Source organism: Edaphobacter sp. FHG110511_03 (assembly GCF_059115365.1).
In genome coordinates this window covers 1-24,624 of record NZ_JBZYWL010000006.1, presented here as the reverse complement: position 1 = coordinate 24,624, position 24,624 = coordinate 1, and the positions used below count along the sequence as shown (strand labels likewise).

Genomic DNA, 24,624 nt, shown 5'->3' with positions numbered 1-24,624 from the left:
CCGATGTCAGAAACTTAGCCTTAGACTGAATTGTGCAGTTCTTTGATCGATACCATCTCTTCCGGAGTTGGCTATTCCTCTGGCCTGCATGAATGCACTGCTGGTAAGGCTGCTGGTCGGGTTAGCATGATGAGGTGTGTTAGAGGTATTGAACAGTTGGCCCCGTGCCTCCAGATTGAATCGCTCATATAGGTGAAATGTGCGTGCCAAGCCGGTGTCTACGTTGATTAAGCCGGGACCCCACAAATTATTTGTCGGGCACGTACCGAATCGTCCCGGTGTTGGATTGGCAAAAGCAGATTTGTCGTACCACTGATTGACACTCCGCAGCTTACGCAGTGGCCCTATACAATCAGCAAATTGATTTGACCCGATCGCATTTAAGGTTGTATTTGAGGCAGTTACAGTGAACGGCGTGCCGCTACGTAGTGTAGAAATTGCCTGGAACTGCCATCCTCGAAGGAGGATATTGCCAATTCCGTCATGCAGGAACTTGCCATTTTTTCCAAAAGGACTCGAGAGCGTTAGCGCAACTCCCACAGTATGTCTTGCAAGACTGGAGAGATTACCGCGATTCAAGTAATAGAAGCTGGGAATGGCCACTTGAGAGGTGTAACCTATGCCCTTAGCGAAGGTATACGTAGCAGTTACCCCATACCCACGACCAAAGGCATGAGACGCACGCATCTGTAGAGCGTCATACTTGCTATCTCCGAAGGTACCGATCGTATTGGTGCTGCCTGTACGGCCGGAGAGTATGTTTAGTATCTGGCCAGCAGAACCTGTTCCAATAGGCGACCAATTTGCATTAATCGTTGAAATTGGATTGATCGATCGTGTGCCGACATATGCAATAGAAGTAAACCAATCTCCTTTCATCTGTTGCTCCAGAGTTACGTTGAACGATTCAATATAGCCGCGTACAAATGTGTTGTTGTCGACGGTGAAAACGCCGGCTGTCTTCGGTACTGCCACGCTGCCCGACGAATAGTCGGGGGCGACAACTGGAGGCAGTCCTATGCGAAGTGTCGTGGCATAAGAAAAGCTATTTGGTGCCGTGAGAGTTGATGCAACGATGTCTGGATAGTTTTGCCGATTTCCTAGAACTCCGCCGATGTTTGTAGGATCAGTGCTCAATCCGAATCCTCCGCGCAAGACAGTCGTATCGTTTATTTTGTAGGCGGCACCGACACGCGGCTCAAAGCGCTTATTGTTCTTTGTAATACCGCAGTTTTTAGGTACGCCGTTGAGTCCGCAGATGATCATGCGATTGGACGCTGCATCCAAATATTCCATGCCGCGATCACCTCGATCTGCAAAAGGATAATAAGTCCAACGTGTTCCAAAGATGAGCGAAAGCTTTCGGTTAACCTGCCATTGATCACGTACGTAGGCTCCCAATATGTGGGCAAATTCACGATATTGTGGAGGGATGAGGGTGACCTTACCGGCATTTGAGGGGAGACCTAGCAAGAATGAGGCAAAGGCGTTGTAGTCGTTGCCTGCAGGGCCACCTTTAAGTTGGGTTGTTCCCTGTGAAAATTGAAAGCCGCCGGAGCCTGCGCAGAAGTTGCAGAACGTGGCTTGTTCCACTATTTCGGTTTCATGCTGCTGCGTAAAATCAAGGCCTCCACGAATATTATGTGAGCCTTTGACAAAGGTTAGATTGCCTACATACTCCTTCTCGGCATTTCTAAGAAATTGTGGCTGGAAGTTGTTGGCCGGTCCGATTGTCGCTTCCGGCAGATTTGCAGCCGTCCCTCCGAAACCATCAATCGCAAGCGCGGGCAGTCCCCATTCAGCTTTATTGCTGCTCTGAAGTCCCGGGATGCCAAGCAGTGTGTAGCCGAGGTTCTGGTCGAGTAACTGCTGTGTTCCATCAGCGTTATTGCGTGTATAGCCGTAGTTGGCATCGACAATGAGATGAGGCGTGAAGATATACGTTGCCGAAATTGTGCCACTGTAAATCATCCCAACGCCGGTGCCGGTGGCAGTATTCGAAGGGCTATACGCGGGTCCGCCAAGCATGCCGTACTGCTGCGGATTAGTCCAGCTCACTTTATTGAGGCCGAACCGAACAAAAGTACTGAGTTTGTTGTTCACGTTATAAAACAGTTTGGTGTCAAACTGATCTTGTTTAGAGCTGCTATTCCCTGTGCTGCGGTAGTTCTGTGCAAGCCCCAGAGTTCCTGTACCTGGGGTATTTGGATCAGGTAACGGAGCAAAGTTCAAAACAGATAGAACGCCCGGGTCTATACGCGCCGCAGGGATTTTATTTCCAGGAAAAGGAGTTCGACCTGATCCATCCGGATTACCCGTTGCCGGATCATAAATAGGGGTGGGTGATGCCGAGAGATCTCCTGCTTTCATTGCCACTGTAGGGTTTTGTGCAAAGAGAGTGGTGCCGATAGTGACGTACGTCCCCTGGTAGCTCAGAAAATAAAACAGCTTATCCTTTTTAAGAGGGCCGCCGATTGTGCCGCCAAACTGGTTATTGATGTACTTTGGCTTGGGTTGTGTGCTGTTGCCGATCCACGAATAAGCCAGCAAATGCTGATCGGTATGGTATTCGAAGATCGAGCCATGTAACTGCCCCGTGCCGGTCTTGGTTGTCAAATTGACGGCTGCACCGCCAGCTATCCCTTGTTCTGCGTCGGGAGAGTTTGTTACTACATTGATGTTCTCGATAGCTTCTAACGCAGGGCTATACATCGGTTTGTCCGGAGCGTTATAGTCTGTAGAACTCGTACCGTCGATGCGTGTTGTATTGGTAACAGCGCTGACGCCATTAACCGAATAGCCGACTGCGCGACTTGGATTCGCACTAAACGAGCCGCTGCTTTGGGGCGGTGAAACGCCAGGGGTTACGACGGCGAGAGCCAACTGATAGTTCCGCCCTAGCGCAAGAGGCAAACTGCTGAGCTGATTTGCGCTTATATCAGTGTGCACATCGGAACGGTCCGTCTGAAGGGCTGCCGCCTGTGACGAAACGGTAATGCTCTGAGTTACGCCACCGACTGAAAGTCCGACGTCAATATGAGCTACCTCATTCGCCTTCACCACCACGCCGGTTTGTTTATAGCCTTGAAAGCCTGAGGACGATACGGTGAGGGTGTAAGTCCCGGGTTGCAACGTCACGATGGAGAAGTCTCCGCCTCCCCCCGTTGTTGTAGTACGTGTGACGGATGTTGCGTCGTTGACTACCGTCACTGTCGCCTCTGGAATTGATGCATGCCCAGCATCGGCAACAGTGCCATTGAGTGTGCCTTGCAATAGCTGCGAGAAAGCGATTTGTGGAAGTAAAGCCCCCGTAATTATTAGCAAAAACAACGTTGCGCGATGTACTTGTCCTCGCAAAATTTTCACCGTTAGCCTCCAAATCGTACTGCTGCGAACAGACATCTGGCTTCCGTGGGACATAATCGCTTTGGTCTCTTCAGAACTCCAGGATAAAAAATCCGTTGTTCTTATAGCGCCGGTCACTTTAATTCGGAGTTGCTAGAAAAGGCAAGAAGAAAATAAGGTGCCATCGAAATTGTCCGACCTCCCCAGTCAGGAGATACCGAAGCCGTCCAGTTTCCCGCTAAAATACCCCGATTCTGAATTGGAATCGGAACTTCATTGAAGTCGCGGCATGGCTCCATGAGTTTTAAGGTCTTGAATTGAAACAGCTGGTTAGTATGCTTAATATGCGAAAACATGCATCCACAGATCGAGCCGGAGAGAAGAGGCAGCCCGCTACAAATCGAACGCCAAGGGAGATCAATCGGAATTTCATCTTCAATCTCGTTCGCACATCCCAGCCGATATCTCGGGCCGACCTGGCGCGTCAGAGTAATTTGCAGGCAAGCACCGTCTCACTCATTGTTGAAGGCTTAATAAGCCAAGGATGGTTATTTGAGGGGCCAGCTAGTCAAAGCCCAAGGGGGCGTCGACCTATACTCATTCAACTCGATGAGCGGCGCAGCGTCATTGCGCTCGATATTCATCCTGAGCGAATCACCGCTGCCGTGGTCGATCTTTCCGGCAAAATCAGAACACAAAAGATAATCGTTCCACCTCGGCATCCGCGCAAAGCTGTTGCATCTATATGCAACTCCATCAATGCGCTTATAGCGGAGCATGAAGAAAAATCATTTGTGGGAATAGGCATTTGTCTTCCTGGGCGAATTAATCCCCGTTCTAGCAGTGCTATATTCGCCCCACGACTGAAGTGGCCCGTAGAGAACCTTCAGGCGGAACTCGAATCCGCAACAGGTTTGCCGGTCCAAATGGATAACGTTGGGAACGCCTGCGCACTGGCGGAGATATGGCTAGGCAATAGTGACGCCAACGACGGACTGGTCATCGTAAATGTCTCTGAGGGTATTGCAATCAGTATCTTTGTGAATGGAAAAATTCTGCGGGGCTATCATGGAATGGCCGGAGAATTTGGCCACATACAACTTCAAACCGAGGGTGGAAAGCTTTGTGCATGCGGCAACCGTGGCTGCTGGGAGACGCTAGCCTCAAATACAGCGAGTCTCCGCTATCATCGTGAACTTACTGGACGAAATGCTGCGCAGACATTTGAACAGTTGCTTGACCGTGCCGACAAAAAGGAGGCCAATGCCTTGGAATCTTTAACCCGCAGCGCGATCCAGTTGGGTAGGGGCATACGAATACTTCTTTCAGGACTCGCGCCGCGAGAGATTGTTGTCGTAGGTGACCTAGCTGTTCAGTGGAATCTTATCGGGCCGATCGTCGAAACGGAATTGCGTCGCAAGTCGATTGCAACAATACCAATTATTCGCTGCACGGATAACGGTAACAACACTCGTTTGCGTGCAGCCGCCGCTCTGATCCTGAGCGAAGGTGTTACCTAGATCGATCGATCAGAACCTAGTGGGGTGTAGAAGTGGGTGGCGGTCAGAGACGGAAGGGCGGCAGCCTGTTCCTCACAGACGACGGCAGCCATAGCGTCTGGCCTGAGCTATGAGAAGGCGGTCGGAGCCCGTTCCTGACGATACTGCGTAAGGGGCTGTCTCGCCGCACCAATTATGTTGCTGGCGCCCTCGGTTCAATCCTGCAGTTCTTGATTCATCTCTTATTGGGATCCGGCAGCTACTGCAATTTGTTGATCTACGCTCAAATCATTTAACATTTCCAATATGCAGGGTGTTCCTTTCCGCACGCGGGAAAAGACGCCTTCGGCTTGGAAGCGCTACAACGAAGTCTGCACAGGGCAGCAAGGACGAATACATTTGCGCAGACCTGTCTTCTCGACCCAAACGACCCTCTTGAATTCAGGAGTAATTTAGCAGAAGTACGAAGGTTTTCGTTGACATATACGAAATAGTTCGTATATTGTCTCGTCCATGATGAAGACCAAAGAAACAATCAGGCCGACGGAAGGAGAGTTGGAGATACTTTCCGTCGTTTGGGAGCGCGGATCGGCTACGGTCCGCGAGGTGTATGAGGCGATCAGCGCCGAGCGACCGATGGTGTACACCGGCGTGTTGAAGCTAATGCAGATCATGGCGGACAAGGGGCTGGTGATCCGAGACGAGAGTGCTCGCGCGCATGTGTATCGCGCCGCGGTGGAGAAGGACGAGACGGAGCGGCGTTTTGTGCGCGATCTGAGCCGGAGGTTGTTTGCCGGAAGTGCGGCGCAGCTGGCTTTGCGAGCACTTGAGATGGAGCCTGCCAGCGAAGAAGAGGTGGCCGAGATTCGCAAGCTGCTGGCGCGGCGGAGACAGGGGGCTGGCCGATGAGTGTCCTGAACTGGGTGCATTCGGGAGAGGTGGTGGCACTGGGGTGGATGCTGCTGCATTTCTGCTGGCAGAGCGCGATCATCGCGCTGCTGTATGCGCTGGTGGACCGCTGCCTCTTTCGTGCAACGACTGCCGTGCGCTATGGGGTGGCGATGACGATGCTGGGACTGATGCCCCTTGCGGCGATCGCAACGTTTATCGAGCAGGAGCGGCTTGTCGTTCACCTCGATCAGGGTGAACAGACATTTGTGGCATCCCAGATTGGAAGTCTGCATACGACGATTGCAATGGAGGCTCCGTTTGTAGCTCCGGTGATGGCTGACAGCGAGCTTTGGATTGCAGGGCACGCAGACCGGCTGATGCCCTGGATCGATAGTGTATGGCTTGCGGGCGTTTGCTTTCTGGCGTTGAGGGCTGCGGGTGGATGGTGGCGGTTGAGGTCGTTGCGGCGCAATGCGCAGGTTGCGGTGCCGCCGGCCGTGCAGCTGAGCTTTGCGAAGGTGGTCCGGCAGTTACGCCTAGTACAGCCGGTGGTGTTGCGGGTGTCGCGGGAGGTGATCTCACCGATGGCGATGGGGATATGGCGGACCTCGGTGATCCTTCCGCTGAGTGTGGCTATGTCGCTTCCGGCGGAACAATTGGAGGCGGTGCTGGCGCATGAGCTGGCGCACATTCGCCGGTGGGACTATTTTTGCAATTTGCTGCAGACGGCGATTGAGTGTCTGTTCTTCTTCCATCCTGCTGTGTGGTGGATGAGCAGGCGGACGCGAGAGTTGCGCGAGGTTTGCTGCGACGAGATTGCGGCGCGGACCTGTGCCGATCCGGGAATTTATGCAGAGGCCCTGCTGCAGATGGAGGAGCTGAGGGCAGAGCATCTGCAACTGGCGGTTGCGTTGCATGGGAACGGTGGAACGCTGATGAACAGAATTCGGAGAGTGATGGGAGAGAGAACAATGGAGTATGGGTCGATGAGTGTTGTGCGTGTTGCGGCTGCGGGTTTGGTGGTGGCGGGCCTTGCGGTTGCCCCGCATGTGGCGAAAGGCCTGAAGGCGGAGGCGGCTGGTACCCGCATCGTTGCGGGAGAGAAGGTAGCTCCAGTTACGATGGCACCGGTTGCCAGCGGCAATGCCGCGGTGGCGGCTCCAGCAGCTCATAGCGAGAGTGCGGGCGCAGAAGTGAGCCAAGCTGTGCCAGCTCCTGCTGCTATGCCAGCTCCGATGCCGCATCCTATGCCGCGTGACGAAGAGATGCAGGACGCAGGAAACGCGAGTGGGAAGGATTATCTACAGAAGATGCGTGACGCGGGCTATCCGCTGGACCTCAATAAAGATCTGGATACGATCATCTCCCTTCGCTCCGTTGGGGTGACCCCGGAGTATGCGAAGGCGATGGTGCAGGCCGGGCTGGGAACTCCTACGCTGAAGGAGCTGGTGGCGCTGAAATCGGTTGGGGTGACTCCAGAGTATGTTGCCGGGTTGAAGGGTTCCAATGCTGCTCCCACGAACGTCAGAGAGGTGATCTCCGAGAAGTCCGTCGGAGTAACACCTGAGTATGGAAAGGCAATGGCGGCGACGGGTTTAGGGACACCGACGATGCATGACCTCATCGCCATGAAGTCACAGGGCATCACGCCGGAGTACGTTGCGCAGATGAAGGCGGGGGGCCTTGCTCCTGAGAACCTGCATGAGTTGATCGCTCTTCGGTCTGTGGGAGTGACGCCGGAGTATGCGAAGGCGATGGCGGCTGTGGGGATGGGAACTCCCACGACACATGATCTCGTCGCGATGAAGTCGCAGGGCATCACGCCTGAATATGTGGCCCAGCTGAAGGCTGGAGGGCTTGCGCCTAAAGACTTACACGAGCTGATCGCCGTTCGGTCCGTAGGCGTGACACCGGAGTATGCGAAGGGAATGGCATCGACAGGTTTTCAGGGGCTTTCGACGCATGACCTGGTCTCGCTTAAAGCACAGGGAGTGACGCCGGAGTATGTTCGCTGGATCAAGACGACGTTTCCGAACGCCGATCTACAAGAGGTACGTAAGGCAGCGGTGTTTCACATTGATGAGGAGTTCATCAACAAGGCCAAGGCACACAGCTTTAATAACACCGATCTGGACAAGCTCGTAAAGCTGAAGATGACTGGCCTTTTGAACTAATTCGCTATTGAAGCATGGGTTTCATGCAGTCATGGACTGCATCAGGAGATCTTTGCGTCAAATCAGACGTTCTTGAGGAGAGATGACATGAGGGTTATTGCTTTCGCGGTGTTTTTGCTGGGATGCTCGACGGGGTTTGCGCAGACGCTGTCCGGGCTTTGTATGCTGTCGCAGCGCGCGGACGTGCCTGACAAGGGTCAATTGATGCTGGCGCGGACCGACTGCGACAAGGGTTCGGATAGCTGCTCGGACATGAATAACTCGTCGATCGAGTGGAGCCGGTGGACGAGCGTCTCCTCGGAGATGCTACAGAAGGTGGGCACGACACTGACGGCGAGGATGAGCGCTGAGCCGGGCGAGTTGACGTGCAACGGCAGCATCCACGACGGAGTGCTAAGCGGGCGGTACCAGTTCACGCCGAACGAGGGGTTCGTGAAGGAGATGGCATCGATAGGATTCGATGGCATCACGCCGAGGAAGCAGCTTGGCTTTCTGATGCTGGATGTAACGACCGCATGGGTGAAGGAGATGAAAGGACTTGGCGTGACAGAGCTCTCGACGAACAAGCTGATGGGCCTGAGGGCGCTGCATGTAACGCCGGAGTACATTCGTGCGATGTCTGCAGCGGGATATCCGGAGCTGCGGGCGGGAAAGCTGACGGAGATGAAGGCTGTGGGGGTAACGCCAGAGAAGGTGCAGGAGGCGAAATCACTGGGCTTTACGCCTACGGAACACGAGCTGGTCCAGATGAGTATTTTTCATATCGACAGGCCATTTGTAGAACGGATGCGGGCGCGAGGCCTGAATGACCTGACGCTGGACAAGCTGATCAAGATCAAGATCTTCAAGGTTGACGAATAGGCGACTTCAAATGCGTTTCAGGAAGGAGAAGCGATGTTTCTTGAACGAACTGCTGCATATGTTCTTGCTGTTGCGGGCGTCTTTCAGACGTTACTTCCTTCGTGGACTATCAAACCACACAGCTGGCGAAGCATTGATGTACAGATAGGACGGCTTCACATGCAAGCGAGGAACGAGGCAGATTCTTCCACGCGAATGCCACTGCTGCATGGTTGGAAGGAGCCCCAAAGGCTAGAGATCTGCATAAACGACAGCGATTGCATAACGGCATGGTTGGATCGAGCTTCGCACGCTTGGATCATCTCCAAGGATGAGAGCGGAAAGGCGACCTCTGGCAACTGACCTGTTGCCATCTATTCTCAATTGATGCGAACAGGCCAATGGACTCACCGAAGACAGGACTCAGTTAGTTCTGACAAACGCGTCTGATAAGTGAAGCAGGGACATCTAGCGCTTTTTCCTTTGAACCCAAGTCGTCATGCAGCGGTAGTCTTGCACGACCGTGGTCTTCAATGGGTCCACAAGTACGCTGTCCATCTCCTCCGTGAGTTCCATAAGCATTTCTTCATCTGCCAGGAACCACTCCGAACCGTCTCCCACCAAAAACCGACCTCCCTGTACTCGCTCGAACTCCATGCCAATCCTCGAACCCAGGCGGCAGAACAGCATTCCTCCAGGCCTTAGAACTCGCCACAATTCTGCCAGCATCGTCCTGAAATGCTCCTCATCTCGAGCAAAGTGAAGAACCGAGTTACAGATCACAACATCGACAAAGGCATCTGGGAAGGGGATCTGCTCAATGGAAGCAATTAGAAAATTTTCTACTGGGAGTCCGGTCCCCAGCGAAGCGGAGAGCCGTCGTACGTGCTCTACGCCATCGCGGTCCTGGTCGAGTGCAAATATCTCGCAGCCTTCGCGCAGTAGATGGACCAGATTGCGCCCATATCCGCATCCAGCATCAAGAACACGCATTCCAGGTGCGATATTCCCTCGTAGAATTTGATCGAAAACGTAAATGTCAATGTGTCCAAACTGCTCTTGAATATTCAATGCCATGCTTTCATCATCTCAGCTGCTGGTTGTTTGCCTTGACTGATTGAATCGGTCACTTCCCCACGAGCCCGACATCCCTGTACTAATTCGTTCTCCATGAGTGATTTTTCGGCGGAACTCTGCCGCGAAGCTCATCAAGATCGTCCATCGCCGGGTGGGGACTGAACAGTTCCGCATTCGGCTTCGCGGGTCCATCCACTTCTGCAGCAGCACCACTTCATCTCGTTCGATGTCCACACCTCGTGCGTATCTGTGATCGGCACGTCGTTCCCTATGGGCCCCGCCGGAGTTGCCGTCGTCGTCCGTTCGCTAATCGCCACCACGTTGTCGATAGTCTGTGACCCTAGCTGCTCGGCTGACACGTCGGGAAGTCCTCTTCCTGTTTTGCTCCCGGCACTAGACCCATCGACTCTTTCTTCTTCGCCACGGTCGCCACCTTTGGTCCATTCGTTCCTGCGCTCCACATGGCCAGATCGTGTGCGCGACCGGGTCAATAACAACCACCAGTTCTGCTCTGGCTTTCCAGCCTTCGCCGTTAGAAGGCGCATTTTCCCGCGTTCGCATCCGGCCGAATCCCGCGTCACAAAGTGATGCCATGCTTTGTAATATGCGCATCATCGGACAGCGTCCTCACAATTTCGTTCGTCCAAATCGCGGAGAAGGGTTCACCCGCCACAGGCGCTGCCATCAGATCGCGCGGCAACCCACCAGCGGCCATCACCCTTTGCGTGAAGGCGGCGGTTTGCTCACCGGGATCACCATACCCACCCCAAAACGCGCAGACGCATAATGTCACCGGTAACGCAGAATGAACGTGCCAGCAAACAAATGGACCTGATCGTCGACTTTCACGTTTTTGAACGTATGGTCTCCAACTCGGAAGTTAACCATGAGTAAACATTCGAGCGAAAGCTGGGGGGCAGCTTTTCCCTACTCCACCACTCCAGCATGCTTTGATAATGCTGTCCGGCACCTCTCTGCTGGTGGTCACGAGCTGCTCGAATTTGTACTACCTTGCTGAACCGATTGCAATAAAGCAGAATTCTGCGCCGGTCGCAGGTCCGCGGCACTTGCGTTCCATCAGAACTGCAGCGCCGAACATCGACACAGCCAAAAGCACCGGGATGACCTCACCTGTAGGCTTCGAACGCGCTTACATGCACTGTGATTCACCAGACCCTCTCAAGCATAGCGTTCACGATCGTGTCTCGATTAGGAACATTTAAATAGTCGATACGAATACCGTTTTAGAGGATGGCACTATTTCCTCACTATCTCCCATACAGATCAAGACCAAGGATACCGCTGAGAATGATGCGGAAATAAGAACTCTCATCGATGAATGAGTTGTACCACAGCTCGTTCGCGAATATCTCTCCCATAAGAGTGGTACATAGCTTCGAGGGTTGGTTATCAACGCCCTGATGAGTCCACCGCAATGCAGAACGCGCGTAGGGGTATTAGCTGTCACCACAAAGACCAATCACCCACGCATCGCTTGAGTGACCAACGATTCGTCCTGCAGAAATCAACGAACTTTGTTCCTTCACCCGCAGCGGGTTGAAGAATGCCAGGAAACCTCCCCTCAGCCCAGTCCCCAAGACTGGGCATTTCTGTGCGTACCTGACGCAATACCTGACTGAAAGTGAACCCAATGAAAAACCCAAACAAAAAATCAACTTCCCCGACGAACGATTCTGTGGCTCCAGGCAGACAAAATGTGTCACTGGTGCAACCGACCTACCCTTCTCTGTGATAACGCCGCCGCCGATCAGACCACCGTCGACCACATTATCCCGCGCGGCCGCGGCGGCACCAACACCATCGAAAACCTAGTGGGCGCGTGCAGAAAATGCAATCAGGATCGAAATATTAGAGATATGCTTTCTGAGCATAAAGGGACAAGCACCAAAAGGCCAGCACCGCCGAAGACCTTGTTGCGGCGCTTGGCGAAGCATCCAGACAGCGCGACGCCGCAGTCCAACAGCTAAATGCGCAACGAGCGTGGAAGGAGCGGCACCTTGCCGACCTTCGGATGCTCCTCAGCCAGAGGTCGGCGGCTAGCCGCTGACCTCGCCGCCCCCACAAATGTGGACAGGGGGAGCCTTTCACGCTGGCCGTCTCCCTCCTCCTCCCTGTTCCTAATCGCGCTTTTCATTTCCCCCAAACCATCAAAAAAACAAGGACTAATCCCATGCGTCCAAATGTGTCTTGTATTAATCCTGGTGGCATTCAAGCCTTCACGGTGGCCTGGGACAGATATGCTGCAAGTCCGCAGAATAAGGCCTGAGACTGTTTCCCAATGCTGTTTTCGTGCGGTTGTAGTAAGCTTTCTATATGAATCGCTCCGCCCAGAATCTCGTATGTTGTGGCACTTGTATGGTGCATGCATACCTGTGTCTTCTGGCTGAGCGAGATTCCTGAAAAATTGATTGTTTCTTAGGAATCGAACCGATTATGACCCACCGCCAGAGGACCTGGCCGGTGGGTTTTGTTTTTGCAGCAAAAAGGAGAAGTCAACGTGAGTGTTCCAGAAATTCAAGCTGAAGAATTGAAACATCGCCTTGATGTTGGCGACAAACTTTTCCTGTTGGATGTTCGCGATGAATATGAATTCGAGATCTCTAACATCGGCGGACATCTGATCCCTCTGCCCGAACTGTCAAAACGCCTAGCCGAGTTGAGTGTAAACGAAGAGATCGTAGCCGTTTGCAAGCACGGTCCGCGCGGAGTAAAGGCGGTCGAATACCTGCAAAAACAAGGATTCCAAAAGGTCTCAAACCTGCGAGGCGGGATTCACGCCTGGTCAGACCGGGTGGACCGTAAAGTTCGTAAATACTAGGTTTGGGCACCACGGTTTGAAAAAGCGTTTACTTTTCATGCAGCGGCCACTTCCCTTCCGCTACAATCTGGACGCATTAGACACCTTGTGCAAGGAGTAGCACGTGGCTGACACGACGAACCGCTCTTCTCTCGGCGAACAGGCAGCATATCAACTAGCCAATGTAACCAAGACTGCCCCGATCTATGGCGCGGTGACGCCGAGATGGCTGGTTCGGCTGCTGGATTGGAAGCCGCTCGAGTCCGGAATCTTTCGCCGAAATCGTGTTGTAGAAGATAAGCCGATTGATGTTCTTTGCGGGCATGTCGATGACTCTGAGATTCCAGAGACCTACGCTGACTATGAAGAGAAGCCCCGCGAGTATCGACTAAGCAGTATCAATGCGCTGATCAACGTACAAACCCGGATCAGTGATCTCTTCAGTAAGCCCTATGACCAGGTTCGCGAACAACTTCGCGTCACGATTGAAGGCGTAAAGGAGCGGCAGGAAAATGAGCTTTTAAACAACGCCGACTACGGCCTGCTCAACAACATTGCCGACTCTCAGAAGATTTCCACGCGAAAGGGCTCTCCTACACCGGACGACCTGGACGAGCTTTTAACAAAAGTCTGGAAGGAGCCCTCATTCTTCCTCGCTCATCCACGTGCTATTGCCGCTTTCGGCCGCGAGTGTACGCGGCGTGGCGTGCCTCCTCCCACGGTGAATCTCTTCGGTAATCCCTTCCTCACCTGGCGGGGCGTCCCAATTGTTTCAACCGACAAGATCCGCGTCACCGGTAAGGTGCAGAAGACACAGATCCTGCTTATCCGTTCCGGCGAGCGTAAGCAAGGGGTGATCGGACTATTTCAGCCCGGACTTCCCGGTGAACAAAGCCCAGGGCTCTCTGTGCGCTTTACCGGAATAGACAAGCGCGGCCTTGCCTCCTATCTCATATCGCTCTATTGCGCCGCCTCTGTCCTCACGGACGACGCCATCGCAGCCCTGGAGAACGTTGAGGTAGGAAACTACCATGAGTACAAGTGATCCGAACCTGCTGGCACTGAATGCTGTAGACCCGCGCGAGAAAGCTGCGGAGGTATCCAGCCACAGCACGCTGCCAAATGGGACACCAGACACGGAGTTCATTACGCGTATCGCGAATGAACTCTTCGCGGCGCTCCCCGAGTTTCTTGATGTTCCGTCGATGCCAGTAGACGCGGGAAAGCTCTCTCCTCCGACCTCATTCCCAGCTACGGCTCCAGCGTTCCAGCCGGAGGTTCAGTTACCGACCGACCAACACTTTCCGACTCTGCCAGGCAGTATCGGTCCAGCACAGGTATCCCCTGTTTCATTCCCTTATCAAGCCGCACCGTCAGCAGTGCCAGGCGCGTTGACAACGGGCCCCGAAGAACTACCAAATCAGCCTGTCGGGTTCTCCTTTTTGCAGGAGGCTCGTCCTCCCATCAGCGGACAGTTGCCCACGACAGCCGCTCCCCATTTCTCAGCTATTGCCAACAATGCAGTTGCTCCACAGTCCGTTCTCCCACCCGCCGCTAGCATACCCGGGGTCAGTCCGCTGAATGCTCACCAGCCCGCAGCCACGACACAACCTCTGTCTCCCGCAGCTAGCGACATTCCTTTCTACACCGCATCCGAGCAAGCGCCGCCAGTCGTTTTGTCCTTTCTCGATGAGCTGCGCCCGCTCTTTTCCGATTCGACAGTGAGTCTCACCTCTGTGCCGGCCACGCCAAATCGCGAACTGCAGAAGATCGGTTCATTCGATCTGGGCCTTGTTGACGACTTCAGGCGCTTTCCTGACATCGCAGAGGTTGCTGATCGCGGTTCATTTGCGTTTTTTGAAGTAGCGCGCCCCTTGGAGCCCGAAGGTGTAGTCGGACACTTCGAGCCTCGCGGCATCGACGAAGATGTACCGCGCAATCTGGATCTCACCGCATATCCCTTCGACCCTGAATCCATCAAGCGAGACTTTCCGATTCTGCGTGAACGTGTTAACGGGCGATCTCTGGTGTGGCTCGACAATGCTGCCACCACCCAGAAGCCACAAAGTGTTATCGATCGACTGAAATACTTTTACGAACACGAGAACTCAAACGTGCACCGCGCTGCCCATGAACTTGCCGCTCGCGCGACAGATGCCTATGAGTCCGCACGAGAGAAAGTTCGTCGCTTCCTCAATGCCTCTTCCACAAACGAAATCATCTTTGTGCGAGGCGCTACAGAAGGCATCAATCTCATCGCGCGAAGCTGGGGACGCTGCAACATCCGCAAAGATGATGAGATTGTCATCACATGGTTGGAGCACCACGCGAATATCGTCCCATGGCAGATGCTTTGTTCCGAGACAGGAGCGAAGCTACGCGTAGCCCCCGTTGATGACAGCGGCCAGGTACTTCTCGACGAATACGAGAAGCTGCTATGCCCGAGGACACGCCTCGTCTCCATCACTCAGGTGTCGAATGCGTTGGGCGTCGTCACGCCCGCAGCTCAGATGATCGAGATCGCTCACCGCTGCGGAGCTACGGTACTGCTTGACGGTGCCCAGTCGGTTTCGCACATGCTGACCGATGTTCAGTCGTTAAATTGCGACTTCTTTGTCTTCTCGGGCCATAAGGTCTTCGGTCCAACTGGTATTGGTGTCTTTTATGGAAAGCCCGAGATCCTGGAGCAGATGCCTGCCTGGCAGGGAGGCGGCAACATGATCCAGGATGTCACCTTTGAAAAGACGACCTTCCATGGCCCCCCGCAGCGCTTTGAAGCGGGCACCGGCAATATCGCTGATGCTGTCGGTTTAGGCGCCGCCATTGACTACCTCGACCGCGTAGGGATGATCAATATCGCACGTCATGAGCATGAGTTGCTCACTCGCACTACCAAGGAGCTGCAACGTATTCCAGGTCTACGCATCATTGGAACTGCTAGAGAGAAAGCAGGAGTGATCTCATTTATCCTTGAGGGATTCCGCACGGAAGAGGTGGGAGTACACCTGAACCGTAATGGCATTGCTGTACGGTCCGGTCACCACTGCGCTCAACCGATCCTCCGGCGCTTCGGCTATGAGAGCACCGTTCGTGCCTCCTTCGCGCTTTACAACACGCATGAAGATATTGATCGGCTGGTCCGAGCCGTGTGGGACCTTCGTCTGGGCCGCACATCGATCAGCTAGCGAAACGAAACTTCTCGCTCCGCGGCCCCACGGATCTTTCGGTTTGCTTACTTCAATATGCGTGGCACGTAAACGCTCAGTCCCTTCGGCGAATCCGCATCCTGCGGCATAATATGTCCGCCCTCCACCAGTGGTACCGGACCATTCAACAGAGGGTCTCGGCTTCGTTTCATCCACTCATCCAGTTGGCTTCGTAGATCCGCCAATGCAGCCTGAGCTATTTGCTGCTCGCTATCAGCAAGATTGTTCTGCTCGTTCGGATCGAAGACCAAATCGTACAGTTCTTCATGTGAAACGCTGGGCAGTGACTTCCAACCGTTCTTCATCCAGAACGTCTTGCTATAGCCGTCATCGCAGTTGGGAAGTACCACTTTCCGTCTGTCATCAAAGTGACGAATATATTTCCAGCGAGCCGTGCGGGCAGATCGCTTCGGTTCATAGGCCGCGTGGTACGTGACCTCGGCAAATACCGTCTCGTTCACCTCTTTTTGGCTTCCTTGCACAATCGGTAGAAACGACTTGCCAGTTATCCACGTCGGATGTGAGATAGCAAGATAGTCACAGACCGTAGGAAACACGTCTATGTTCGACAGAAGTGCATCATTGACCTGTGGCTTGGAAAAGACTCCTGGGCCACGCATAATGAGAGAGATTCCTGTCCCTGCATCGCGCAGGCTGCACTTCATATTTGGGAAGGCAATGCCGTGATCCGTGGTGCTGATCACGAGCGTGTTATCTGCCAGTCCGGTTCTCTCCAGAGCATCCAACACTTCACCAATTCCTCTATCCAGGATGCGTGCGCTGGCATGAAATCCTGCCATGTCACGCCGTGTCTCCGGTACGTCCGGCAGTGGTGCAGGAGGCAGAATGTAGTCCGGATTGTCCACCGGCTCCGGGAACTCGCGATGCGTTTCAAAGAAACCCACGTCGAGAAAGAAAGGTTTGTCCGGCTTACTGCGCAAAAACTTCGCGGCAGCAGGCGCTACGTCCTTGGCGCTAGTCGTGGCATGCGGCAGAATCTGGTCGTAGCCAATCACTGTCGGGTCGGCCGCAATATGCTGAACGCCTGCAAGCACTGAAACGTACCCGTGTTCCCGCAAAGTGAACAGGATGTGCTGCTTATAGTCATGAAGACTCCAGCCTAGGTGGGCGAGTCCCAGCATGCCCGCAGCATGAGGCGACTGCCCCGTTAAGAAGGCGGCGCGGCTCGGCGAGCAAGTAGGCGCCGCAGTGTGCATATTGCGAAAGAGCACACCCTGCTTCGCCAAGTTGCTCAGGTTAGGCGTGGGAACGTTATGCCCGTACGGACGAAGATACCTGCCCGAATCGTGCGAGTGCAGATAAATTATGTTGTACCTGCCATCTTTTGCCTGCCCTGCGGCGCTCCTACGTGTAAGAGTACCGCCGGCCAGAGAAGCAACCACGCCTGCCTGCAGAAAGCTGCGACGGTTGGATCCTGAGCTATCTTTCATCCGACAAATCTCCTAGAAATTAATCTTCAGCGCAACCTGCATGACGCGCGGCGACTGCGTGCTGCTGATCACTCCAGCGGTCGTCGTACCAACAGTCGCATTTGGATTATTGAAGTTCGCTCGGTTGAATGTGTTGAACGTCTCGCCGCGTAGATCCGCGCTGAAACGCTCCGTGAGAACGAAGTGGCGCTCGAGAGTCAGGTCAACATTGAAGTATCCGGGCCCCGTCAGGATGCCAGTGCCTGAGTTACCGAACGTGTACGTTGCTGGAGCGACGAAGGCCGAGGTGTCAAAATACCGGGCCGTCGTACGTCCCCTGCTGAGGCTTCCCGATCCAACCCGATTAGGACGCTGGGTGCCCCCGCCGGCCGAGTTTGAGACAACCGATCCATAGAAGACGGTGAAGGGTGAACCGGAGTGTAAAGACCACACGCCGCTAAAGTTCCACGGTCCAACAATATACGCAATCGGGCCGTGTGCGAGGAATCTGCGGTCTTTACCGAAGGGTAACTCATAGACGTGATTGAAAACGAAGGTATGACGGAAATCATCTGGTGTAGAACCCCAATTGCAGCGAACGCACTGACTATCCTGAATATCGGAGTTGCCGCCGCCATTTGGATTGCCCACATCAGACAAATATTTGGCATAGGTATACGAGGCGCCAAAATTGAGCCCCTTCGAGGTGCGCTTCTCCACATGAATCTGGAGACTGTTATACGACGCATCTCCGGCGCCGGTGCGGTACGCCACGTTCACCAGGCTCGGGTTGATGGTGTAGTAAGGGCGACGCGGATTCTGCCCACCCGCTCCCGGCCTCGACTGGTTCAGATTGAGGCTATTGATAAGCAGATGCTGCGATCGTGTACCGACATAGCTGACATCTGCAATGACATCCTGACGAATCTCGCGTTGAATGCCTAGACTGTACTGATAGACACCAGTCTGGCGCGTGTTCACATCCCACGCCGTTGGGCTCCCAGTGGAGATCGCCGCCGTATTGTTAGGATCAGGCTGCACCGGCGTCGAGAATCCGTCTCTCAAACGCGTCGCCGGAGCACCAGCAGTATCGCTCGTTATCACTTGAGCGAAATAAAAGGGCAGATTTTTGTACAACTGACCGCCACCGGCGAGTGTATCGACATAGGACATGCCAAAGCCTGCGCGAAGCACCGTCTTCTTTTGCGCCTCGAGACTATAAGCCAATCCGAAGCGAGGCGAGAAAGTGTTCAGATCAAAGTTACGCAAGCGACGGCCATTTCGGTTCAAGCCCGCAACGCGCAGGGTTCCACTAGGAATATCAAAGTTCGCCCAACGATTATTTACCTCATACGGCGGAGCGCTGACCTCGTAGCGAGCGCCATACTCCAGGGTGAGACGATCCGTCGCGCGCCATGAGTCCTGAAGATACGGCGCAAGCTGGAAGATTCTCATTCCGAACTCGCCCGTAAGGATGTTACGGTTTGCGGCATCCGTTGCTCCCAACGCAAAGTCAGCCAATGCTGACGCTGCGCTGGTGGAACCGATCTGGCGAGTGAACTGACCATTGAAGTCGTATGTTCCACGTACTGGAAACGCCGAGAATCCATTGAAACGATGCCGCAGAAAGAGAAATCCTACTTTAATAGTGTGCTTGCCTACGGTATGAATCAAATCGCCGTCATACTGAAACGTCGTAACATAGCTGTTCTCTGTATAGGTTGAGGTATCTCCGAGCGCCGAGAAGTTCGAGATGGTGAAGCCCGGCAATCCGCCCGCCAGTGAGTTGTAGTTGATTCCCGGAATTCCCAGAGCCGTCGCCGCAGCAAACGGCTGCCCCAGCGGAGTCACCTCTGCGCGCCAACGAACGATGGCGGCATGCGCGTCCAATAGAGTTGTAGGCGAGATCACATGCGAGTACCCAAGAGTTCCGGACTGCGTCCTGAGCGGCGTCCGCGTTCCATTGCCCCCTGTTCCGATGTAAGGACCAAGCGTCGCAAACCCGGACGCTGCCGTAGCAATCGTTCCCGGCGAGACCTGCTCAGTCTGATCGAAGGAGTATTTGAAGAACAGCCGATCGCTCGCTCCCAGGTTCTGGTCGACGCGCGCATCAAACTGGTTTGTATTCTGGGTCAGGGCAGGTGTAATCGTGTAATTGTTCGTTGCATTTCCGTTTGTAGGCGTGGGCAGCAGATCGATAAGCTTCCCTGCTGCCGGATCAAGAAGTGAGGTTGGGATCTGGTTTCCATCAAACGGAGCGCGCGTCGTAGCTGCACCTACAGTGGTGGTCGAATAGGGGTTATAAAGCTGCGAACCAAGGCACGAAAAGTTACCGGTGCGCACCATTGCACGCTGTGCCAGTGTAGGTATCGTCGTCGTATAGGTCTGTGGGACCGACTGTCGGATGCCTTGGTAGTCCGCAAAGAAGAAGGTATGGTTGCGGATAATCGGGCCACCTACTGTAGCGCCAAAGGTATTGCGGCGATACGGTGCTCTGCGAATCCCGTTCTGATTTGCGAAATAACTATTGGCGTTCATGATGTCGTTACGAAGAAACTCCCACGCCGATCCATGAAAGGAGTTGCTGCCTGACTTGGTCGAAACCGTTGTGATGGCTCCGGCCGCTTCCCCATACTCTGCGTTAAAGTTGCTGGTCATCACGCGATACTCCTGAATCGCATCAACGACCGGCACCATAACCAGAGTATTGAGCCACTGATTGCGGTCATACGTTCCATCGATCAGATAAGAGTTTGCCGCAGCAATCGAGCCGTTCACGCTGAAGTTTGCGCCACCTCGAATGGAATACGCACTCCCGCCTTCAGCTAGATTTGAGGCGGACCCCGTATGAGCTCCAGGAGTCAGCAAAACAAGATCCGTGAAGTTACGCGTGGCGAGCGGAAGGGCAACCATCTGCTTGCTGTCAACCAGAGACGATACGACACCACTCTGCGATTGAATCAGCGATGCAGCCTCGTTGATCGTGACCGTCTCCGCATTGCTTCCCACCACAAGCGTCAGGTCCACATTCGCTGTCACCGCGCTCGCAAGAGTGACGTTGCTACGCTCAAGGCGCTGAAAGCCGTTCTTCTCGACTGCGATGCGATAGCTTCCCGAAGGAATGGAAGCTGCAGTGTACTGGCCTTCCGCATTGGTTATCGCTGTACGCTGAAAATCAGTCGCCGTATTTACCAGCAGGACTGTAGCCTCGGGAACAACCGCACCAGAGGGATCGGAGACGATTCCAACGATGGTTGAAGTCTGCTGAGCAAGAGCGAAATACGGAAGCAACAGAAGGACTAGGAAAAAATGAAGCAGGCGAAAAAACATGATTAACCTCCAATTTGTGGGAGCCCATTTGTACAGATGTGCATGTAGGAGCAAGAACTCTGCTATACACTCGCCGGACGGTGCCAGGCAAAGAGCGTAGTCTTAAGGCGATTCACTACTTCACGACATCGCGGACCCGCCGCCACGTTATGCAGCTCGGCGGGGTCGAACTTCAGGTTGTATAACTCCTCGCGATCATGTTCCCGGAAGGTGTACTTCCAGTCGCCCAGTCGAACCATATATTTGGCGCGCGGAGTATTCAGCGCATACTCCGCAAAGACAGGCCCCATGCGAGTCGGCGTTTGTGGGCTTCTAACTAATGCCGCAAAGCTTTGTCCGTCATTCGGCTGTATCTGCCGCACATTGCAAAGATCTGTCAAAGTTGCACTCAACGACACATGGCTCAGTGGAGTCGATACAACACCACTTGCTCCTCCTGGCACATGGATCAACAGAGGCACACCACAGGAGCCTTCGTAGAATTCAAACTTTTGCCATAACCCCAAGTCCCCAAGCATCTCTCCATGGTCCGAGGTGTAGATAACAATTGTGTCGCGATCTTGGCCAGCCTCTCGCAGGGCCTGCAGGACCTGTCCCACGCAGTCATCCATCTGTGCAAGATTCGCATAGTAATAAGCCATGTGCTGCTTCGCCCTCGCCTCGTCCCGCACCTCGGGCGTCGGACCGTTGTACTTAATAGATTGCACAACCTCTTGCGGAAGCGACGCCAGATCCGCCCTATGCCAACTCTCGGGAAGCTTCATATCCCCTGCCTTGTACATCTTGGCAAAGCGTTGCGCTGGCATGAACGGATCGTGTGGCTTGAGGAACGAGGAAACTAGAAAGAACGGGCCATCCTCCCGCCGATGCTCATGGAGAAAGCGGATTGATTCTCGCGCAACAAAGGAGTCAAAGTGATCCTTCTCATCCAGCAACGAAACTTTGCCGACATGCACAGACCCTTCACGTTCGTCCTTATGACGAGCACTCTTCCAGGGATCGCCTGAATCTCGCCACAGATCATCGATCTCCGGCTGACCGGAGCCTGAATTCGGACGGCCAAGTTCATCGGCGTAGATCGCGGTCTTGGGGCCTAGATACTGGAACCAGTCGTTGAATTCCAGCCGATACTCGAAGCCGTGCGTCTGCGCATCCACCCAGTGCATCTTGCCGATTAGTGCCGTGCTGTATCCGGCTGCATTGAAATGGTGAGCAAGTGTTTTATGTTTGTCCGAATACGATCGCGTGTTGTCTTGTGCCTCGTGATGATGGCTGTACAAGCCGGTCATCATTGAAGCGCGGGAGGGCGTGCAGACTGGATTAGCACAATAGGCATCAGTAAAACGAACGCTTTCCCGAGAAAACGCGTCAAGATTTGGCGTATGAGCAACTGTATCCCCATAAGCTCCCATGCAGCTTCGCTTATGCTGGTCCGACATGAAGAGCAACACATTCGGACGAGACGAAGGCGTATGCGCAAATAAGCGCTTCCCAACCAGCGATGACGTCGCAAACGACAGTCCATTTTTAAGTAACGTGCCGCCGATTCATTGAAACACTCACACGAAGTGCAAGAGGTCTTCGAAAAACATTGCCTCGGTAAGGACCAGACATTTGTCTAGAATCCTGAGGTCTTAAAATTGTGAGGAGTAGGCTTGAGGCGAAACCAGAAAAGGGGCCATTCTCAACGTCGCTAGTGTGACGGAGAACAACAACAATAATGGCTGGGTTTCAGCATAGTAAAGTTTTTATATCACAAGCCATCATTGCATTCATAACGCCAAGACCAACAGGATCCCGTGCCTGTCCCGCTTACGCAATCTCAAACTCCTTACGATTGGGCGGTTTAGCTAACTCTACGCTGCCAGCCATGGTTGGCTTAGAGATGCAATTGTCCACACGCTGCGGTTCGCAGTTGAGCAATATCATTTCCTATGAGTCAAACTGGCTTGAAGTTATGTATCAGAATAGCTTTGACTCGTGAGTGTTTATTCTCAGACCGCTTGTTGCTGCCAACCCCGGCAGATGTGCGTCTGTGGCCTCACATCCCACACTCGTAAAAATCCTCAAGTTTAGACTTGCGACTCCTTCAGTTTGGAAGGTCCAGGTCATCCCAATAAGTCCACGAAGGACAGCAATGTTTTTTCACGAGCCGCGACGTCTTCCCTCAATGTCCCGGGGCATAAACCAAATCTCTCGATCAAGGCCTTATACCCGCCGAGCTGAATTATTAAATATGCACTGGACTCTTGACGCTACTGACGCTCGTTGTTGTTCGGGCAGGCCCTAGGGACCGGATTGTTTGGTATTCCGACACAGCTCACCACAAAACAACAAGAGGCTGACAATGAAGAGCAATGCAGACGCTGTACCGACCTCTCCAGGAAACGCGCACCGCATCGTTCGTTCGCATCACATCGGGCTGGATGCACCATCAACTCAATTCACCCGCCCGACCTTCCTTATGTGTTCCCCCCGAATGGTACGAGGTACGTTACGTCATTAACCCATAGATGGCTGGGAACGTACAGCGCTCTACTCGGGACGCGGCGTTTGCGCAGTGGAAGGGACTTTACACCACACTTACGCCAATGGGTGTCAGCAATGCTAATCGCTCGGCTGCTCTTAACGACCGCAATACTCTCAACCCGGAGCCTGTTTCGCGCAGAACACCGCGCAGCCAGCAGAAAAGACTCACACCGCCAAGCCAGCGAAACCGAAGAAGGAAAAAAACTCAAAGCAAACAGGCACGAAACTCCATCCTCAACAAGAACAGGCTTATCCTCAGGCTTATAAATTAGGCGCTGTTAAACCCTAGTCTTCACTGAGCATCTGTCTTAGAGCATCTATGACATGCTGCGGCACAGCGTCCACAGTTCGAGAGGCATAGATACTTAGCTCTTCATTAACGGACCGGATCTTCAATGTGAGCATCTTGGGGTATTTGTGACGGATACGCTCATCAAGATGACTTCCAAACAGACTTGAAGTCCTGCCAAGGAGAACCAAGTCTAAATCGGTAGTTAGCAGCAGACTCATCGCCTCATTGTCGCTGGCGACTGTCTCGACCATTAACCCTGAGACTCAAGCAAGAGCACTCGGGTATGAAGGAGATCCGTACGCCCTTCATGCCGACACAGGTTTTACCGGTCATTTTCTTGCCGACAATCGCCCCGAATCTGCTCCAGACGGGCGACCTGACCCTTTGTCTCTTCTAAGTGGCTTGAATGAGCCTCTTTCAGTTCGGTGGAGGCGGCGGCTTTGACCAGCTTCGGAAGGGCAGGTATGATCTGCTTCTCGGCGGAATAAAGGTCCTTCAGCTCATCGATTAAAAGTTCCTGCATTGTTTCTACGCTCATAAATACCCTCGATGAGAGCACAAAACTCAACACTTAGTTGCCTTTCTTTCATAAGCTGCGTTGAAGGCGGCGTGAGATCAATCCATGATGGCTTCCTCGTATGGGGTAGGACGCAGAGCAGCTTTGAAATTCCTGCTGCACACGCACCCGGCGCGATACCGCGAGAGTCCGATGATCAATAACTCGGCCTTGAGACTCCACGACTCCTTGAACCTGGTGTCTACGCGGCCAGTGAATTGGCGTTCAATGTGAAGAGAAGATTGCCGATTGCCTAGCCGCTATCTCAAGTCGAAGCCACAAGGCGTACTACAAGTCGCAGGATGATTGTAATTATTTGCACCTGCGTAAAAATAGGATGCTCTAGAGCTTCCTAACTCCCACATTGACAATCTATCGCCAGAAGTAACACATTCATGCACCGAGCAACCAAGCTTGCCTGCCGGCACTCGTATTCACCAGTGCATTGCCTCTCTATTACGCGAAGACATTACACCCCTTTGGAGATCCGTGATGAACAATATCAAAAGAATCGCTTCAGCATCCCTAATCGTGGGGTCGATAATGACGATCTCGATTAAGGAATTGCAGTGATCACGTACGTTTGGCCAGCCTTGGTATCAAAGCTGATATCAGCATTGTCCATACTCTTAAACAC

At 53.5% G+C, this 24,624-nt stretch carries 15 protein-coding genes; 8 read left to right on the top strand and 7 right to left on the bottom strand.

The annotated features are described in order from the left end of the window. Positions 1 to 6 precede the first annotated feature (6 nt). Positions 7 to 3,366, bottom strand: a complete 3,360-nt coding sequence (locus tag AC5S26_RS22505) for a TonB-dependent receptor (protein ID WP_494187197.1) — start codon at positions 3,364 to 3,366, stop codon at positions 7 to 9. A 323-nt stretch (positions 3,367 to 3,689) separates the two neighbouring features. Between AC5S26_RS22505 and AC5S26_RS22500 the strand changes: the two genes are divergently transcribed. From AC5S26_RS22500 to AC5S26_RS22485, 4 genes are all read left to right on the top strand, one after another. After that, positions 3,690 to 4,865, top strand: coding sequence for an ROK family transcriptional regulator (locus AC5S26_RS22500; protein WP_494187196.1), 1,176 nt, complete (start codon positions 3,690 to 3,692; stop codon positions 4,863 to 4,865). 534 nt (positions 4,866 to 5,399) lie between these two features. Beyond that, positions 5,400 to 5,753 (top strand): BlaI/MecI/CopY family transcriptional regulator, encoded by a 354-nt coding sequence (locus AC5S26_RS22495; protein ID WP_494187195.1) that lies wholly within the window; start codon positions 5,400 to 5,402, stop codon positions 5,751 to 5,753. Then, positions 5,750 to 7,909 carry a M56 family metallopeptidase gene (locus AC5S26_RS22490; RefSeq protein ID WP_494187194.1) on the top strand — a complete coding sequence of 720 codons (2,160 nt, stop codon included), beginning with the start codon at positions 5,750 to 5,752 and terminating at the stop codon, positions 7,907 to 7,909. The genes AC5S26_RS22495 and AC5S26_RS22490 overlap by 4 nt, the downstream gene beginning before the upstream one ends. Positions 7,910 to 7,996: 87 nt before the next feature. Next, positions 7,997 to 8,770 carry a hypothetical protein gene (locus tag AC5S26_RS22485; RefSeq protein ID WP_494187193.1) on the top strand — a complete coding sequence of 258 codons (774 nt, stop codon included), beginning with the start codon at positions 7,997 to 7,999 and terminating at the stop codon, positions 8,768 to 8,770. Between the two features lie 447 nt (positions 8,771 to 9,217). Here the strand turns inward: AC5S26_RS22485 and AC5S26_RS22480 are convergent, their stop codons facing one another. Together AC5S26_RS22480 and AC5S26_RS22475 are read right to left on the bottom strand one after the other, a co-directional pair. After that, a complete protein-coding gene (locus tag AC5S26_RS22480; protein WP_494187192.1) occupies positions 9,218 to 9,826 on the bottom strand; it encodes a class I SAM-dependent methyltransferase in 609 nt (202 codons plus the stop codon). Positions 9,827 to 9,957: 131 nt separating this feature from the next. After that, on the bottom strand, positions 9,958 to 10,371 hold the full coding sequence (locus AC5S26_RS22475) for a hypothetical protein (protein WP_494187191.1): 414 nt from the start codon (positions 10,369 to 10,371) through the stop codon (positions 9,958 to 9,960). A gap of 1,170 nt (positions 10,372 to 11,541) precedes the next feature. On the opposite strand from AC5S26_RS22475, the gene AC5S26_RS22470 reads away from it, so the two are divergent. The 4 genes from AC5S26_RS22470 to AC5S26_RS22455 all read left to right on the top strand — a co-directional run bounded on the left by AC5S26_RS22470 (position 11,542) and on the right by AC5S26_RS22455 (position 15,829). Continuing rightward, on the top strand, positions 11,542 to 11,814 hold the full coding sequence (locus AC5S26_RS22470) for an HNH endonuclease (RefSeq protein WP_494187190.1): 273 nt from the start codon (positions 11,542 to 11,544) through the stop codon (positions 11,812 to 11,814). 530 nt (positions 11,815 to 12,344) lie between these two features. Next, a complete protein-coding gene (locus tag AC5S26_RS22465; RefSeq protein WP_494187189.1) occupies positions 12,345 to 12,665 on the top strand; it encodes a rhodanese-like domain-containing protein in 321 nt (106 codons plus the stop codon). Positions 12,666 to 12,768: 103 nt separating this feature from the next. Further along, entirely contained in the window at positions 12,769 to 13,689 is a 921-nt protein-coding gene (locus AC5S26_RS22460) for a family 2A encapsulin nanocompartment shell protein (RefSeq protein ID WP_494187188.1), read from the top strand. After that, on the top strand, positions 13,676 to 15,829 hold the full coding sequence (locus AC5S26_RS22455; RefSeq protein WP_494187187.1) for a family 2A encapsulin nanocompartment cargo protein cysteine desulfurase: 2,154 nt from the start codon (positions 13,676 to 13,678) through the stop codon (positions 15,827 to 15,829). Before AC5S26_RS22460 ends, AC5S26_RS22455 begins: the two co-directional genes overlap by 14 nt. Before the next feature lie 47 nt (positions 15,830 to 15,876). On the opposite strand, the gene AC5S26_RS22450 is transcribed toward AC5S26_RS22455, so the two are convergent. The 4 genes from AC5S26_RS22450 to AC5S26_RS22435 form a co-directional block, all read right to left on the bottom strand. Further along, a complete protein-coding gene (locus tag AC5S26_RS22450; protein WP_494187186.1) occupies positions 15,877 to 17,301 on the bottom strand; it encodes a sulfatase family protein in 1,425 nt (474 codons plus the stop codon). 12 nt (positions 17,302 to 17,313) lie between these two features. Next, positions 17,314 to 20,610 carry an outer membrane beta-barrel protein gene (locus tag AC5S26_RS22445; protein ID WP_494187185.1) on the bottom strand — a complete coding sequence of 1,099 codons (3,297 nt, stop codon included), beginning with the start codon at positions 20,608 to 20,610 and terminating at the stop codon, positions 17,314 to 17,316. A 62-nt stretch (positions 20,611 to 20,672) separates the two neighbouring features. Further along, positions 20,673 to 22,061: a sulfatase family protein gene (locus AC5S26_RS22440; RefSeq protein ID WP_494187184.1), complete on the bottom strand. Its 1,389-nt coding sequence runs from the start codon at positions 22,059 to 22,061 to the stop codon at positions 20,673 to 20,675. Between the two features lie 1,692 nt (positions 22,062 to 23,753). Then, complete coding sequence (locus AC5S26_RS22435; protein WP_494187183.1) at positions 23,754 to 23,969, bottom strand: YciE/YciF ferroxidase family protein; 216 nt, start codon at positions 23,967 to 23,969, stop codon at positions 23,754 to 23,756. Positions 23,970 to 24,624 lie beyond the last annotated feature (655 nt).